Source organism: Caballeronia sp. DA-9 (genome assembly GCF_051615025.1).
GTDB lineage: Bacteria > Pseudomonadota > Gammaproteobacteria > Burkholderiales > Burkholderiaceae > Caballeronia > Caballeronia sordidicola.
Genome location: NZ_CP195133.1, coordinates 568,331 through 583,623 on the forward strand (window position 1 = coordinate 568,331; position 15,293 = coordinate 583,623).

At 60.9% G+C, this 15,293-nt stretch carries 13 protein-coding genes; 6 read left to right on the forward strand and 7 right to left on the reverse strand.

Annotated elements, in window-relative coordinates; genetic code table 11:
- Window positions 1-219 precede the first annotated feature (219 nt).
- From ACRWA7_RS18810 to thiL, 4 genes are all read right to left on the reverse strand, one after another.
- On the reverse strand, window positions 220-3,525 hold the full coding sequence (locus ACRWA7_RS18810; protein WP_438395427.1) for a DEAD/DEAH box helicase: 3,306 nt from the start codon (window positions 3,523-3,525) through the stop codon (window positions 220-222).
- A gap of 70 nt (window positions 3,526-3,595) precedes the next feature.
- A complete protein-coding gene (locus ACRWA7_RS18815; RefSeq protein WP_438395429.1) occupies window positions 3,596-4,096 on the reverse strand; it encodes a CinA family protein in 501 nt (166 codons plus the stop codon).
- 54 nt (window positions 4,097-4,150) lie between these two features.
- The gene (locus ACRWA7_RS18820) at window positions 4,151-4,687 is read right to left on the reverse strand and encodes a phosphatidylglycerophosphatase A family protein (RefSeq protein WP_438395431.1); all 537 of its coding nucleotides are present in this window, start codon (window positions 4,685-4,687) and stop codon (window positions 4,151-4,153) included.
- Window positions 4,677-5,699: a thiamine-phosphate kinase gene (thiL, locus tag ACRWA7_RS18825; RefSeq protein WP_060859030.1), complete on the reverse strand. Its 1,023-nt coding sequence runs from the start codon at window positions 5,697-5,699 to the stop codon at window positions 4,677-4,679. The genes ACRWA7_RS18820 and thiL overlap by 11 nt, the downstream gene beginning before the upstream one ends.
- Window positions 5,700-5,957: 258 nt before the next feature.
- Between thiL and ACRWA7_RS18830 the strand changes: the two genes are divergently transcribed.
- The 3 genes from ACRWA7_RS18830 (at window position 5,958) to ACRWA7_RS18840 (ending at window position 9,843) form a co-directional block, all read left to right on the forward strand.
- Window positions 5,958-8,264, forward strand: a complete 2,307-nt coding sequence (locus tag ACRWA7_RS18830) for an NADP-dependent malic enzyme (RefSeq protein ID WP_438395433.1) — start codon at window positions 5,958-5,960, stop codon at window positions 8,262-8,264.
- Between the two features lie 488 nt (window positions 8,265-8,752).
- The gene (locus tag ACRWA7_RS18835) at window positions 8,753-9,280 is read left to right on the forward strand and encodes a ribonuclease (protein ID WP_438395434.1); all 528 of its coding nucleotides are present in this window, start codon (window positions 8,753-8,755) and stop codon (window positions 9,278-9,280) included.
- A 5-nt stretch (window positions 9,281-9,285) separates the two neighbouring features.
- On the forward strand, window positions 9,286-9,843 hold the full coding sequence (locus ACRWA7_RS18840) for a barstar family protein (RefSeq protein WP_438395436.1): 558 nt from the start codon (window positions 9,286-9,288) through the stop codon (window positions 9,841-9,843).
- A 99-nt stretch (window positions 9,844-9,942) separates the two neighbouring features.
- Here ACRWA7_RS18840 and ACRWA7_RS18845 read toward each other — a convergent pair whose 3' ends face one another.
- Window positions 9,943-10,680, reverse strand: a complete 738-nt coding sequence (locus ACRWA7_RS18845) for a 16S rRNA (uracil(1498)-N(3))-methyltransferase (protein WP_438395437.1) — start codon at window positions 10,678-10,680, stop codon at window positions 9,943-9,945.
- 78 nt (window positions 10,681-10,758) lie between these two features.
- Window positions 10,759-11,172: a VOC family protein gene (locus tag ACRWA7_RS18850; RefSeq protein ID WP_060859026.1), complete on the reverse strand. Its 414-nt coding sequence runs from the start codon at window positions 11,170-11,172 to the stop codon at window positions 10,759-10,761.
- Between the two features lie 41 nt (window positions 11,173-11,213).
- Between ACRWA7_RS18850 and ACRWA7_RS18855 the strand changes: the two genes are divergently transcribed.
- The 3 genes from ACRWA7_RS18855 to gap all read left to right on the forward strand — a co-directional run bounded on the left by ACRWA7_RS18855 (window position 11,214) and on the right by gap (window position 14,623).
- Window positions 11,214-11,378 carry a hypothetical protein gene (locus ACRWA7_RS18855; protein ID WP_438395439.1) on the forward strand — a complete coding sequence of 55 codons (165 nt, stop codon included), beginning with the start codon at window positions 11,214-11,216 and terminating at the stop codon, window positions 11,376-11,378.
- Between the two features lie 135 nt (window positions 11,379-11,513).
- Window positions 11,514-13,544 carry a transketolase gene (tkt, locus tag ACRWA7_RS18860; protein ID WP_438395440.1) on the forward strand — a complete coding sequence of 677 codons (2,031 nt, stop codon included), beginning with the start codon at window positions 11,514-11,516 and terminating at the stop codon, window positions 13,542-13,544.
- A gap of 68 nt (window positions 13,545-13,612) precedes the next feature.
- Window positions 13,613-14,623, forward strand: coding sequence for a type I glyceraldehyde-3-phosphate dehydrogenase (gene gap, locus ACRWA7_RS18865; protein WP_060859024.1), 1,011 nt, complete (start codon window positions 13,613-13,615; stop codon window positions 14,621-14,623).
- A 113-nt stretch (window positions 14,624-14,736) separates the two neighbouring features.
- Here the strand turns inward: gap and fur are convergent, their stop codons facing one another.
- Window positions 14,737-15,165 carry a ferric iron uptake transcriptional regulator gene (gene fur, locus ACRWA7_RS18870; protein ID WP_060859023.1) on the reverse strand — a complete coding sequence of 143 codons (429 nt, stop codon included), beginning with the start codon at window positions 15,163-15,165 and terminating at the stop codon, window positions 14,737-14,739.
- Between the last annotated feature and the right edge of the window lie 128 nt (window positions 15,166-15,293).

Consider the following 15,293-nt stretch of genomic DNA (forward strand, 5'->3'; position numbering starts at 1 on the left):
AATTAGCGGTTGGAAGGCGTTTTCTTTGCTTCGTTTCTTTGTCGCCGTTGGACAAAGAAATGAAGTCCCGCCACGGACAGTGGCTAACGGTGCTAAAAAGATCAACGAAAAACGACTGCGCGCAGGCGCAAAAAGCAGGACTCGAGCATAACCCCAACACCGCACCCCCCCAAATCCCTCCCTCGCCCAGGGCGCTAAAAAGCGTCCAAAAAACACACATCACCCCTGTGGCATTGGGGCCAGCAACGCCTCAATATCCTCCGCCGAGAACTTGGCCCCGGCCTTTGCGTCCTCACGCAAAATACTATCGGCCAGAGCGGCCTTCCGGTCCTGCATGGCCACGATCCGCTCCTCAATACTCCCCGCCACGATCAGCTTGTACACAAACACCGGCTTCAACTGCCCCAACCGATGCGCACGGTCCGTCGCCTGGTTCTCCGCCGCCGGATTCCACCACGGATCGTAGTGAATCACCGTATCGGCTGCAGTCAGGTTCAAACCCACTCCGCCCGCCTTCAAACTGATCAGGAACAACGGCACTTCACCATCCTGAAAACGCTTCACCGGCGTCACGCGATCCCGCGTATCGCCAGTCAACGTCACGTACGGCAAACCGGCTTTATCGAGCGCGCCAGCAATGATCGCAAGCATCCCCGTGAACTGCGAAAACAACAGTACGCGCCGCCCTTCTTCAAGCAACTCCGGCAACATATCAAGCAGCAAATCCAGCTTCGCCGATTCCTCCACGCGCTTGACCCGCGTGAGCTTCACAAGCGATGGATCGCAACACACCTGCCGCAGCTTCAGCAACGCCTCGAGCACGACAATATGACTGCGCGCCAAACCCTGATCGGCCACTGCGATGCGCACTTTTTCCTGCATCGCAATCCGCACGGTCTCGTATAAATCACGCTGCGAACCTTCAAGCGACACCGTTCGCACAATGGTCGTCTTCTGCGGCAATTCCTTCGCGACTTCATCCTTTCTTCGACGCAGCATGAAAGGCCGAATGCGCCGGACAAGCAGATCGCGCCGCACCGGGTCTTCATACTTCTCGATCGGCGTGCGCCAGCGCTTGGTGAAATCCTTTTGCGTGCCAAGAAAACCCGGCAGCAGAAAATCGAATTGCGCCCACAATTCGCCCAAGTGATTTTCAAGCGGCGTACCCGTCAAACACAGCCGGTGCCGCGCGCTCAAATCACGAATCCCCTTCGCCGCCTTGGTCGCCACGTTCTTCACGGTTTGCGCTTCGTCAAGAATCAGCAAGTGGTATTCATGCATGGAAAGCATCGCCTGATCGCGCCACAGCAGCGGATACGTGGTCAGCACAAGATCGTGCTCGCTGATCTGATCAAAACGATCCTTGCGTTGCGGGCCGTGAAGATCGAGCACACGCAGCGCGGGCGCAAACTTCCTGGCTTCCTCGCGCCAGTTATGAACGAGCGTTGTTGGCAGCACGACCAGAGCCGGACGGTCCAGCCGTCCCGATTCCTTTTCGACCAGAATATGCGCCAGAGTCTGCACAGTCTTGCCAAGGCCCATATCATCGGCGAGAACGCCGGATAGATTGCGCTCGCGCAAAAACTGCATCCAGTTGAGCCCTTCACGCTGATAAACACGGAGTTCCGCATTCAGGCCGCGAGGGATCGGAACGTCACGCAATCCGGGCCCTTCCTGCAACCGCTGCGCGAGTTCTCGAATGGATACATCGCCGTGAAACTGCCAGCGGCCCGAGTCACCGAGCGCTTCCAGCCGGCCAGCGTCCTTCTCGGAAACGCGCAGCGGTTGCGTACCAAGGGTATCGAAGAGATCGATCAGGACGCGCACCACCGGCTTGATCCGCGATGCACGCAGGCGCAGCCGCTCGCCTTTGTCGGTATTCAGCTCGATGCCTTCGTCATCCGGTATCGAATCGATAGCGCCAGCAAGCCACCGCCGGTCGCGCTGGAACAGGTCGGCGAGCAGCGGCTCGAGCCTTACGCTCCGGTCCCCCACGGCAATGCCGAGTTCGAGGTCGAACCAGCCGTCAGTGCCGTGGCGCGCAGTGCCCTGGATATCGTCGATCTCGATGAAATCGAAACGGAATTCCGGCGACATGGAAATGCGCCAGCCGTCTTCGCGCAGCGTGGGCACCACGTCGCCGGTGAACAACGCCCACGCAGCCGATGCCGGCAAACCGAGCACGCCCGTTGGAATGGGTTTCGGGCCGAAACGCTGGTGCGCGGGAATCTTTCGAAAGCCGAGTTCGTAAAGCTGGTTTGAATAGCGCGTCTCCACGTCGTGGCGGCGCTTCACCTGGATCATGTCGCCGGACTCCGAACGCATGATGGTGGTGGCCTGCGTGGGATCGACACTGAGGCCGTCGTAATCGAAACTCAGGAGCGCGAAATCCAGCACGCTCGCCGCCGAGCGCTCCTCACGCGGGCGCCATGTGCCGCTGATGGGCTGCGTGTCGAGCACGAGCACAGGCACGGGTTCTACATCGACAACATGCACGGTCAGCGCTTCATGCCCCGGCGGCGGCGGCAGGTCGGACGCAACCTCGCGCAACATTGCGCCGACGAGCGGCGCTTCGTCGAGCGAGATGGGCGGCATTGCCAGGTAATCGACCAGTTGGCGCGCGGGCTGCGGCATGTCGACAATACCGGCTTCGCGCGTTTGCGCGTCGGCGAACCAGAGCGGTTCGGTGGTGATGACGAGCGTCGATGCCGGCTCTGTTTGCAGCACTGGACGCACACGGTCATCCGCGTCGGGCGTCCACTCTATGCTTCCCGGGCGCGCCTCGCCGCTGGTCAATGGCCGGCGCGGTTCACCCACATCCTGCGACGACGGTGTCGCCGTGAAGAGGCGCCCGGTCGCCAGCATCCGCTGCATGAGGTCGGCGCCTTCTTCGCCGTGCAGCGCGAAGCCGCCGACGTCGTTGCGCGTGCGTCCAATGATCAGCGCCCGAAGGATCGTCAGGTCGTCGTCGCTCACGAACTTCGGCTGTTTGACGAGCGCCGCGTCGAAATTGGTCCACGGCCGGTCGAGCTTCTGAAGCGAACCGTCAGGGCCAAGACGCACCTTGTGCAGCGCGACTTCAGGGGCGCGCATGACGCGCGACATGCCGAGCACGTAAGCAAGCGCGAGCGTGCCATTCGGTTCGGCGGTTTTTTTCGCGGCCGTAGTGCGTGTCGATGCAAACCGCGAGCGGAATCCTTCCAGCCAGCCCGCGACTTCGGCGCGTACCGTGTCGGGTTCCACGGGTTTGTCGCTGGCGGTCGCAAGCAGCACCGCGGCGGCATGCTTGCAGTGCAATCCGACCGGGCACGAACACCGGCCGTGCGCCTTGAGCGCGCCACGATCGTGGCTGAATACCACCTCGACACGATAAGGCTGGCGCTGAGTGCCCTTGACCTGGGCGCACAGCACGTTGTTGTCCCAATGCAGATGCCTGACTTCGTCGACATACCCGCGCGCCTTGGCGACGGTATGTGCGCCGAGCCATTTGATGATCTGGGCCGTGTCGTAAGCAAACTCCGGCATCAGTGCATCCACTCGCGCATGACTGTTCCGGGTTTGGCAGCTTCAGCTTGTCTTTCCCACATCCGCTTGTTCACCGTTCCCTTCGTTCGAGTAATTCCAGCAGGCCGCGCAATGCGTGCGCGGCCGCCTGGGTGCGAACCTGTTCGCGATCGCCCTTGAATAGCTGTGTCGCCACCGTTGTATGCAGCCGGTTGCTCCACGCAAACGACACCATGCCGACTGGTTTCGTTTCCGTGCCGCCGCCCGGACCGGCGACGCCGGTAATGGACAGCGAAATCTGCGCCCGGCTGTTGCGGAGCGCGCCTTCGGCCATGGCTCGGGCAACGGGTTCGCTCACCGCGCCGTGACGCTCGATCATGTCGGCCGGCACGCCGATCATCTCCGTTTTCGCGTTATTCGAGTACGTGACGAAACCGCGTTCGAACCACGCGCTGCTGCCGGAAATATCGGTCATGGCGGCGGCTACCATGCCGCCCGTGCACGATTCCGCTGTCGCGAGCATCAGGCGCTCGTCACGCAGTTTGTTGCCGGCGCGAATGGCGAGCTGGTGAACGACTTTATCGGTGGCCATGAGGAACTCGCGTGGGGCTGATCGTAGGGAAAGGGAGCGTCGGTAAGCCGGGTGTCAGACAGTCATGCGCCACAGCGCAATCACGAGCAGCGAGAAAAAAGCCGCGGCAATGTCGTCGAACATGATGCCGAAGCCGCCTTTTAACCGGCGGTCAAAATAGCGGATGGGCGGCGGCTTCACCATATCGAAGAAACGGAACACGATAAACGCCCACAACTGTCCGGTGAACGTGGCCGGCGTGACGAGCAGCAGCACCAGCCAGAACGCGACGATCTCGTCCCATACCACGGGCGACGGATCTTCGATGCCCATTTTCTTCGCCGTGAAGCCGCAGAACCAGCAGCCGGCCACGAAGCCGACCGCAATCAGCACGGCCCATTCGGCGACCGTCAGGTACGGGTTGAACGCCACGAACGACGCCCACGCGAACAAGGTCCCGACCGTGCCGGGCACAACCGGCGACAAGCCGCTGCCAAAGCCCAGCGACAGGATATGCAGCGGATGCGACAGCATGAAGCGCGCGCTGGTGCGCCGCGAAGGCTTGGGACGCGGTTTGTCGTCGAGAGTCTCGGTGATCGGGTCAGTCTGCATGAAAGTGGTCGTAGCCCGAGGCCGTGAAGGAAACGGGACCGGCGTGATTACGCCAGTCGATAGCGGGCGTGTCAGTGGGAACAGCGAGACCCTCGATTGTACCGATGCGCGTCACGAGAATGCCCAGGCGCGCACCCAGACGTTCGATTTTTGCACGCGCCTCCACGGGCGCGGTGAAGCACAGTTCGTAGTCGTCGCCGCCGGCGAGGATGCAGGGCAACTGCGCCACGGCGGGCAACGCGTCGATAACGCCCGAGCGCGGCACGAGATCCACGTCGACGGCCGCGCGCATGTTCGACCGCTTCAATATATGCAGCAGGTCGCCGGCAAGGCCATCGGACAAATCCAGCGCAGCGTGGGCCACGCCGCGCAACGCGACGCCCAGCGCCACGCGCGGTTCCGGCTGTTCGAGCGCCTTGATCGCGATGGCTTTGCTGGCGGCGTCCTCGATCGACCATTCTTTACGCAAGACGCCAAGCCCGGCGCGCGCGTTGCCGAGTCGTCCGGAGACCCAGATGTCGTCGCCCGCGCGCGCGCCGTCGCGGCGCAGCGCGCGCGCGGCGGGAACGTCGCCGAATACCGTGATGCTGATGCTCACGTGCGGGCCGCCGGTCGTATCGCCGCCAATCAATTCGCAGCCGTGCGCATTCGCCATGTGGAAGAGGCCGTCACTGAAGGCCTGAAGCCAGCTTTCCTCCGCTTTCGGCATGGAAAGCGCGAGCGTGAACGCGCGCGGCGCCGCGCCCATGGCGGCCAGATCCGAGAGGTTCACGGCGAGCGCCTTGGCCCCGAGCGCGAACGGGGAAACATCGGGGAAAAAATGGCGCCCCGACACGAGCATGTCCGTGGAGATCGCCAGTTGCTGGCCGCGCTTCGGGGCGAGCAGCGCGCAATCATCGCCGATACCGAGCGTTGCGCTCGCCGCTTTACCCGACTTTTGCGCCGCCGGGGTGCGGCCTCTGGTCGCGGGCTTGGAGAAATATCGTTCGATCAGGGAAAACTCTGAGAGCATCGGCGGTCCGGCAATATCAGGAAAAAAGTTGGGGACGATGCGCTCGTGTTCATGCGCGTTTCATCTCAATAAAGGGGTTTAGCTGCGTGGTTAGCGCCGCAAGCGGCTGACACGCAGGTGCGTTCCGATGCCCGGCGAAGCCTTGTCCAAATGGGATACGTGTCCTGAATTCCGGGTATCGCCATCTTGGACGGCCCTTGATTGGCGCTACAATGCGTTCGAACTTCTATTCTAATCTTGCCTAAAGCCCGCCGCCTCATGACAACGCCAGCAGATAACGCCAAAGCCAAACTGCGCGAAGCCGCGCTTGATTACCACGAGTTTCCCACCCCCGGCAAAATCGCGATTGCGCCGACCAAGCAGATGATCAACCAGCGCGACCTCGCGCTGGCGTACTCGCCGGGCGTTGCGTTCGCATGCGAGGAGATCGTCGCGAACCCGCTGAACGCCGCGCGCTTCACCGCCCGCAGCAATCTGGTTGGCGTGGTGACGAATGGCACTGCGGTGCTCGGGCTCGGCAACATCGGCCCGCTTGCGTCCAAGCCGGTAATGGAAGGCAAGGCGGTGCTGTTCAAGAAGTTCGCGGGCATCGACGTGTTCGACATCGAGTTGAACGAGATGGACCCCATGAAGCTCGTCGACGTGATCTGCGCGCTCGAACCCACGTTCGGCGGCATCAATCTCGAAGACATCAAGGCGCCGGACTGCTTCATTGTCGAGCGCGAAGCCCGCAAGCGCATGAAAATCCCGGTGTTCCATGATGACCAGCACGGTACGGCCATCGTGGTTGCGGCCGCAATCACCAATGGTCTGGTCGTGGTCGGCAAGAAGATCGAAGACGTGAAGCTGGTGGCTTCGGGCGCGGGCGCCGCGTCGCTCGCGTGTCTGGACCTGCTGGTGGAACTCGGCATGAATCTCGAGAACATCTTCGTGACGGACTTGGCCGGCGTGGTCTACAAGGGCCGCGTCGAACTGATGGACCCGGACAAGGATCGTTTTGCGCGCGAAACGTCGGCGCGCACGCTTGCAGATGTGATCGAAGGGGCCGACGTCTTTCTCGGCCTGTCCGCTGGCGGCGTGCTCAAGCAGGACATGGTCAGGAACATGGCGCCCAAGCCGCTGATTCTGGCGCTTGCCAATCCCACGCCGGAAATCCTGCCGGAACTGGCGCTCGAAGTGCGCCCGGATGCAGTGCTTGCCACCGGCCGTACGGATTATCCGAACCAGGTCAACAACGTACTGTGCTTCCCGTTCATCTTCCGCGGAGCGCTGGATGCGGGTGCGAGCACGATCACGCGCGAAATGGAAATTGCCGCGGTGAATGCGATTGCGGAACTGGCGCGTCAGGAACAAAGCGATATTGTGGCGACCGCCTACGGCATTCAGGATCTGTCGTTCGGTCCCGAGTACCTGATTCCAAAGCCTTTCGATCCGCGCCTGATCGTCAAGATCGCGCCGGCCGTCGCCAAGGCCGCCATGGACTCAGGCGTAGCGACACGTCCTATCGAGGACATGGATGCGTATGAGCAGCATCTGCAGCAATTTGTGTATCACAGTGGCACAACCATGAAACCCGTGTTCCAGCTCGCGCGCAGCGTTGAGCCGGACAAGAAGCGCATTGTGTTTGCCGAAGGCGAGGAAGAGCGCGTGCTGCGCGCCGTGCAGATCGCGGTGGATGAGAAGATTGCCAAGCCGATTCTGATCGGCCGTCCGGCGGTGATCACGCAGCGCATCGCGAAATACGGCTTGCGTCTGACGCCGGGCGTGGATTTCACCGTCGTCGATACCGATCATGACTCGCGTTATCGCGACTTCTGGCAGACGTATCACACCATGATGGCGAGAAAAGGCATCAGCGCGCAGATGGCGAAGCTTGAAATGCGCCGCCGCACCACACTGATCGGTTCCATGCTGGTGAAGAAGGGCGAAGCGGACGGCATGATCTGCGGCACGATCAGCACGACGCATCGGCACCTCCATTTTGTCGATCAGGTGATTGGCAAGAAGGCGGGCTGCAGCGTCTACGCGGCCATGAATGCGCTGGTGTTGCCGGGCCGGCAGATTTTCCTTGTCGATACACATGTGAACGTGGACCCGACACCCGAGCAGCTCTGTGAAATCACGATCATGGCGGCGGAAGAAGTGCGCCGCTTCGGGATTGTGCCGAAGATCGCGCTGCTCTCGCATTCAAACTTCGGCACGAGCAACGCGCCGTCCGCCATCAAGATGCGCGAGACGCTGGCATTGCTGAAAGAACGCGCGCCTGAGTTGGACGTGGATGGTGAAATGCACGGCGACGTGGCGCTGGACGCACGGCTGCGCGCGGAAGTGCTGCCGGAATCGACTCTGGAAGGCGACGCGAATCTGCTTGTGCTGCCCAATATAGATGCCGCCAACATCTCGTACAACTTGCTGAAGACGGCAGCCGGCAACAACATTGCCATCGGTCCGATCCTGCTGGGCGCGGCTCAGCCGGTTCACGTGTTGACGGCATCCGCCACGGTTCGCCGGATTGTCAATATGACGGCGTTGCTGGTGGCGGACGCGACGGCTATTGCGCGTTGAGGCGAATGAACGCAACGCCTGCGGAGTTTGCGGGCTGACATAGGTGAGGAAGGGGTCGCGAAGTCATGCGATCCCTTTTTTATTGGCAGATCGGAATCTTGAAACCGCGGTTTCCAAACGAAAAAAAGCGTGCCGGACATCCGGCACGCTTGAGGCACGCAAGGGGATTTGCTTTCTCCTCTAAATAGCAGTGGTGCCGGCCAAAGACCGTGGGAGCATCCCTAGAGAGGCGACACTAGCTCCGTTCCCCAAGCCACGCATGGGTGAATTATTATCCTGTTCAGGTGAAAAATATCTCAGTCTTATCCTATTTTTTATGTGACCCCAAATTAATTGAATCCTTTGAACGGCGGTGCGCGCGAAGCGTGGGTTGTTGACTGCAGAATTGACTAAAAAATGGGCATCGCCTGAACCAACATTGATTCCGGCTGTCATTAGCGATACCCTTACGTCTTTCATGGTCGTCAATTTTTGGGGCTTCAAGCGGGATGGGTTTGGTTAAGCGCGCGTGGGTTTGTGGGTTTCTGACGGCGCTTTTGGTGGTGCTGAGCGGCTGCGGCAAGAGCGCGCCGGACTCGCAGAGCCCGGGTCGTGACAAGCCCGCAACTGCGTCGCAGGCCCAGTCGCCGCTCGCATTGCAAGACAAGAACAGGCCGCCAGGCGATCCGCGCGCAGATACCAGCCGCGATGCCGCATCAGCGGGTTTGGAGTCGTCGCGGACAACTGTCGACGCGGCGCAATTGCCGAAACAGGCCATTGTGACGTTGCGGCGGATCGAGGCTGGCGGACCGTTCCCGTTCGAGAAAGACGGCATTGTGTTTGGCAATCGCGAGCGTATGCTGCCGCCGCATCCGCGCGGCTACTACCACGAATACACCGTTCCTACGCCGCGCGCCCGTGATCGCGGCGCACGCCGGATCGTATGTGGCGGGCCCCGTCGGCAGATCGACAACTGCTTTTACACCGACGACCATTACGTGAGTTTTAAACGCATTGCGGGATTAACTTCGGGATGAACAGCATGAGCGACAACATCTACGCGCACGACAACGGTGTCGCGGGTGATCTTTTCGCCGGCGATGGCAACATGTTCCAGCGCGTTTTGCGACTCCGCACGGCAGACGAGACGAGACCCGACGACGAACCGAGCGCGGCGCTGTCATCATTGAACGAGGGGTCTATGAGTCTTTTCAAGACGGTACGATCAAATATCGTGCAGTCGATTCGCGCTTTTCGCGTACAGGATCTCGCCGACGAAGCGAACACACTTGGCCAGCATTTCCTGTACGCGTACTGCGGTCAGGCCCAGAGCAAGCAGGAAGTGCTCGAAACCATTGCAACGTCGTTTTTGTTTCCCAAGCACTTCGGCAAAAATTACGATGCGCTGTATGACAGCCTGACGGACCTTGTGCACAAGGCCGGTTCGCAGCCTGGGTTCGTGATTGTTCTGGAAGCGCTGCCGGTGGCACAGAAATTCGACAAGGAAGGACGCGAAACCCTTCTGGATGTGTTCCGCGAAGCGGCTGAATTCTGGGCGGAACGGCGCGTGGCGTTCAGGGTGTTTTACTCGTTCGCCTGAACAACGCAGGATTCGACATCGTTGGCGGGAAGCCGGCCGGCGCCTCTTTAACACAGGCGCTGACCGGCTTTTTGCATTCCGGGTCCCGGAATACCGCCATTACCATCCGCCCCAACGCGCCGCGAGCGCTGCCAGAACGGCAATACCAGCCGTTTCCGTGCGAAGCACGCGAGGTCCGAGTCCGAGCGCAACGAATCCGGCATCGACGATAGCGGCTTCTTCCGCTGGCGAAAATCCGGCCTCGGGACCGATTGCCAGAATGACCGGCGCGGCGGGCGCCGTAGCCGGAAGTGATGCAAAGTCCAGTTCCGCGCGCGGCGACAGCAACAAGCGCAATTCGCCTTCTTGAGCGGGCGGCAGGCCAATCAGCCATTTATCCATGTCCTGCGGCGGCGTCACATTTGGCACGCGATTACGTCCGCATTGCTCGCACGCGGCTCGCGTCAATGCTTGCCAGTGGGTTTGCCGGCGGGTTGCGCGCTCGCCGGAGAGCCGCACGACACCGCGTTCGGCGATGAGCGGAATCATGGATGCGACACCTAACTCCACTGATTTTTCGATCAGCCAGTCCATCTTGTCGCCGCCCGCCACGCCCTGCGCCAATGTGACGCGATACGGCGGCTCCGCATCGCGTTCCGTGAATTCGTCGATCTGTACGGTCGCCGAGCGCTTGCCGATCTCCAGCAGCCGGGCGATGTACTCACCGCCGGAGCCATTGAAAAGTGTGATGGCGTCGTTGATTTGCAGGCGCAAGACGTGGATGTGCCGGACGACGTCCTCCGGCAGCTGAGCGATTTCACCCGCGACAAGCGGGCCGGTAACAAAGAAACGTGGCATGAAGTAGCTTGCCCGGACGCATTCCGGCGTGCGGGCTGGTGACTAGTGGGGAACCGCGTAGAGGACGGAGGACGGCGATCAGTTCAAATGCCGGGCGATCGCCCAGCGATATCCGTCCGGATCCTCGAATTGCGCAAACCGGTCGCCCCAATACTGGTCTTGCGGTTCGATCAACCCCTTGGCGCCGACCGCGATGGCGCGGGCATAAGTCGCGTCGACGTCGTCCACGTATAAATAGAACGATTGCGGCGCCATCAAGCCCGTGCTCTTCGGCGTCTTGGCGTGCGACCCGTACGCGCCTTCCGGCGCGAACATCAGGATCAACTGGCCGCGATACGTCATCTCGACATGGATCACGGCGCCGTCGTCGTGGACGCTGTCACGCACCGCGAATCCTAGCGCCTGCTCATAAAACCCCGTGCTGACGCGAGCATCGCGAACCGTCAGATACGGCGTGAGCCATGGAACGTCGGCGGGGCGGGGGTCGGTCATTTCAAAATCTCCTCGGAGCTCGCTGGTTCGTGCATTGTGCCATGGCAGTTCGGGACATCTCGCCCGGCGGACCCATGCTGTGCGCGCAAGCGGGATGCAGGGAGCGTGCCCGCATGCGCCTGACGGTCTCCTGCATGGGTTTGCCGCGCGATTTTCGCCGTTTTTTCGCGTGCGGCTGGCGCCTTTCGTCGCGCCAATGCCTGTAAGTCGTCTGCTAGAATGACCGGCTTCCGATCCTCTTCGTTTCTCGTCGCTCCGGTTGCTGAAAACGCGGTTTCGTCGTTCGCCCGGTGCGTCTCCAGATTCATCCCAGGATCTTTTCAGGACCTACCGGACTCGACATGACAACTCCGACTTCCAGCCAGAGCACCCTGATGGCCAACGCAATCCGCGCACTGGCAATGGACGCCGTTCAGCAAGCCAATTCCGGTCATCCGGGCATGCCAATGGGCATGGCTGAAATTGGTGTCGCACTGTGGTCGCGCCACCTGAAGCACAATCCGGCCAATCCGCACTGGGCCGATCGCGATCGTTTTGTCCTGTCGAACGGTCATGGCTCCATGTTGCTGTATTCGCTCCTGCATCTGACCGGCTACGACCTGCCGATCAACGAACTCAAGAATTTCCGCCAACTGCACTCGAAAACGCCGGGCCATCCGGAATACGGCATCACGCCGGGCGTGGAGACCACTACAGGCCCGCTCGGGCAGGGTCTGGCGAATGCGGTCGGCATGGCGCTGGCTGAAGCGCTGCTTGCCGCCGAGTTCAACAAGGACGGCGCGAAGATTGTCGACCATCACACGTACGTATTCCTCGGCGACGGCTGCATGATGGAAGGCATCTCGCACGAAGCTTGTTCGTTTGCCGGGACGCTCAAGCTCAACAAGCTGATCGCGCTGTACGACGACAACGGCATTTCCATCGACGGCCACGTCGAACACTGGTTTCACGACGACACCCCGAAGCGCTTCGAAGCGTACGGCTGGAACGTGATCCGCGCGGTCGACGGTCACAACGTCGATGCGGTGGACGCTGCCATCGCGCAAGCCAAAAAGTCGGACAAGCCAACGCTGATCTGCTGCCGCACGACCATTGGCAAGGGCGCGCCGACCAAGCAGGGCAGCCACGATTCGCATGGTGCGCCGCTGGGCCCGAAGGAAATCGCCGATGCACGCGCGGGAATGGGCTGGAGCTGGGAACCGTTCGTGATCCCGCAGGAAGTCTATGCCGCGTGGGACGCGAAAGAAGCGGGCGCCCGTGCCGAAGCCGAGTGGAACAAGCAATTCGATGCGTATCGCGCGAAGCATTCAGCCGAAGCCGCCGAGTTCGTGCGCCGCATGAAGGGCGAGTTGCCGGCCAAATGGACGCAGGACGCTAAGGACATTATTGAAGCTGCGAACCAGAAGGGCGAAACCATTGCCACGCGCAAGGCTTCGCAGCAGACGCTTGACGGTCTTGCCGCCGCGTTGCCGGAACTGCTCGGCGGTTCTGCCGACCTGACCGGTTCGAACCTGACGAACTGGAAGGCATCGAAGGCGGTGCGCGCCGGCGAGACGTCCAACCAGATCCAGTGGGGCAATCACATCAACTACGGCGTGCGCGAATTCGGCATGAGCGCGGCCATCAACGGCATTGTGCTGCATGGCGGTTATCGTCCGTTTGGCGGCACGTTCCTCACGTTCTCCGACTATAGCCGCAACGCGCTGCGCGTGGCCGCGCTCATGAAAGCGCCGTCCATCTTCGTGTTCACGCACGACTCCATTGGCCTGGGCGAAGACGGTCCGACGCACCAGTCCGTCGAACAAACCTCGAGCTTGCGGCTGATTCCGCACTTACACGTGTGGCGTCCGGCGGATACCGTCGAGACCGCCGTGGCGTGGACTGCGGCGATTGATTACAAGGGACCGTCGGCGTTGATCTTTACGCGCCAGAACCTGCTGTTCTCGGCGCGCAATGACGTGCAGATCGCGAACATCGCGAAGGGCGGCTACGTGCTGCGGGACTGGAACGACGACATCCCCGCGCGCAAGATCATCCTGATCGCCACGGGTTCGGAAGTCGAATTGGCGCTCAAGGCGGCCGAGAAACTGGCGCAGGAAGGCATTGGCGCGCGGATCGTGTCCATGCCGTGTACCAATGTGTTCGACCAGCAGGACGCCGAATATCGCGAGCGCGTGTTGCCCAAGGGCGTCGTGCGCGTGGCGATCGAAGCCGGCGTGACCGATTTCTGGCGTAAATATGTGGGTCTCGAAGGCGGCGTGGTGGGCATCGATTCGTTTGGCGAATCCGCGCCCGCCGGCGAGCTTTTCAAGTATTTCGGCTTTACCGTCGAGCATGTCGTGGAGACGGCGAAAGCCGCGCTCGCGGGCTGAACGGACGCTCATCAAGCGCACCGGCGGCGGCAAACTGGAACTTTTTTTCAGCCATCAGGAGATAGACCATGACGATTCGCGTTGCAATCAACGGCTACGGCCGGATCGGCCGCAATACGCTGCGCGCCTTGTACGAAAACGGCAAGAAACACGACATCGAAATCGTCGCCATCAACGATCTGGGCGACGCCAAGACGAACGCGCACCTGACGCAGTACGACACGGCGCACGGCAAGTTCCCGGGCGAAGTATCGGTGGATGGTGATTACCTCGTGGTCAACGGCGACCGCATCCGCGTGCTGGCCAATCGCAACCCGGCTGAATTGCCGTGGGGCGAGCTGAACGTGGACGTGGTGCTGGAATGCACGGGCTTCTTCACCACGAAGGAAAAGGCGAGCGCGCACATCAAGGGCGGCGCGAAGAAGGTGATCATTTCGGCGCCGGGCGGCAAGGACGTTGATGCAACCATCGTCTATGGCGTGAATCACCATGTGCTGAAGGCATCGGACACGGTGATCTCGAACGCATCGTGCACGACGAACTGCCTCGCGCCGCTCGTCAAGCCGCTGAACGACAAGATTGGCCTGGTGAACGGCCTGATGACGACCATCCACGCGTACACGAACGACCAGGTCCTGACGGACGTGTATCACGAAGACCTGCGCCGCGCGCGCTCGGCCACGCACAGCCAGATCCCGACGAAGACGGGCGCCGCGTCCGCGGTTGGTCTGGTGCTGCCGGAACTGAACGGCAAGCTCGATGGCTATGCGATTCGCGTGCCGACCATCAACGTGTCGATTGTGGATCTGTCGTTCATTGCCGCACGCGACACAACGGTCGACGAAGTGAACTCGATCATGAAGGAAGCGTCGGAAGGCGCGTTGAAGGGCATTCTGGGTTACAACACGGCGCCGCTGGTTTCCATCGACTTCAATCACAACCCGGCTTCGTCGACATTCGATGCAACGCTCACGAAGGTATCGGGCCGGCTGGTGAAGGTGTCGAGCTGGTACGACAACGAATGGGGTTTCTCGAACCGCATGCTGGACACGGCCGTGGCATTGGCCAATGCCAAGTAAGTTGTGAATTAAACAGAAAAAAGCCGCCGGGGTTTGCACCCCGGCGGCTTTCTTGTTTCTGTGGCTTTCTTGTTTTCTGTTCTTGCTTTCCGACGCTACGCGTGCGACAAGAATCAGGTTTTACGATGCGGGCACCGTTCCTTCGTGCACGTGCCGTATAGTGCCAGCGCATGTTCATGCAGCTTGAAACCGCGTTCTTTTGCGATATCTTGCTGGCGGCTTTCGATTTCGGCGTCGAAGAATTCTTCAACCAGACCGCAATCCAGGCACACCAGATGATCATGATGCGAGCCTTCGTTGAGCTCGAACACAGCCTTGCCGGATTCGAAGTTGCTGCGTGACAGCAAGCCGGCTTGCTCGAACTGCGTAAGCACGCGATAAACGGTTGCAAGACCGATATCGAGTTCCTCGTGCAGCAGGTTGCGATACACGTCTTCTGCAGTCAGGTGGCGCACCGGACTATGCTGGAAAATCTCGAGGATCTTGAGCCTGGGCAAGGTTGCCTTCAGCCCGATATTTTTGAGATCGGCGGGATTGGTCATGGCTAGGCATCCCTAGAGTACAATTCAAGGTTCTCATAGTAATGCGTTTTTACCGTTCCGGTCACCATCCGAACGAAATGGCGCGATCTCCGAAAGACTTCGAAACTTCCTGCGCCCATATGGGCAAC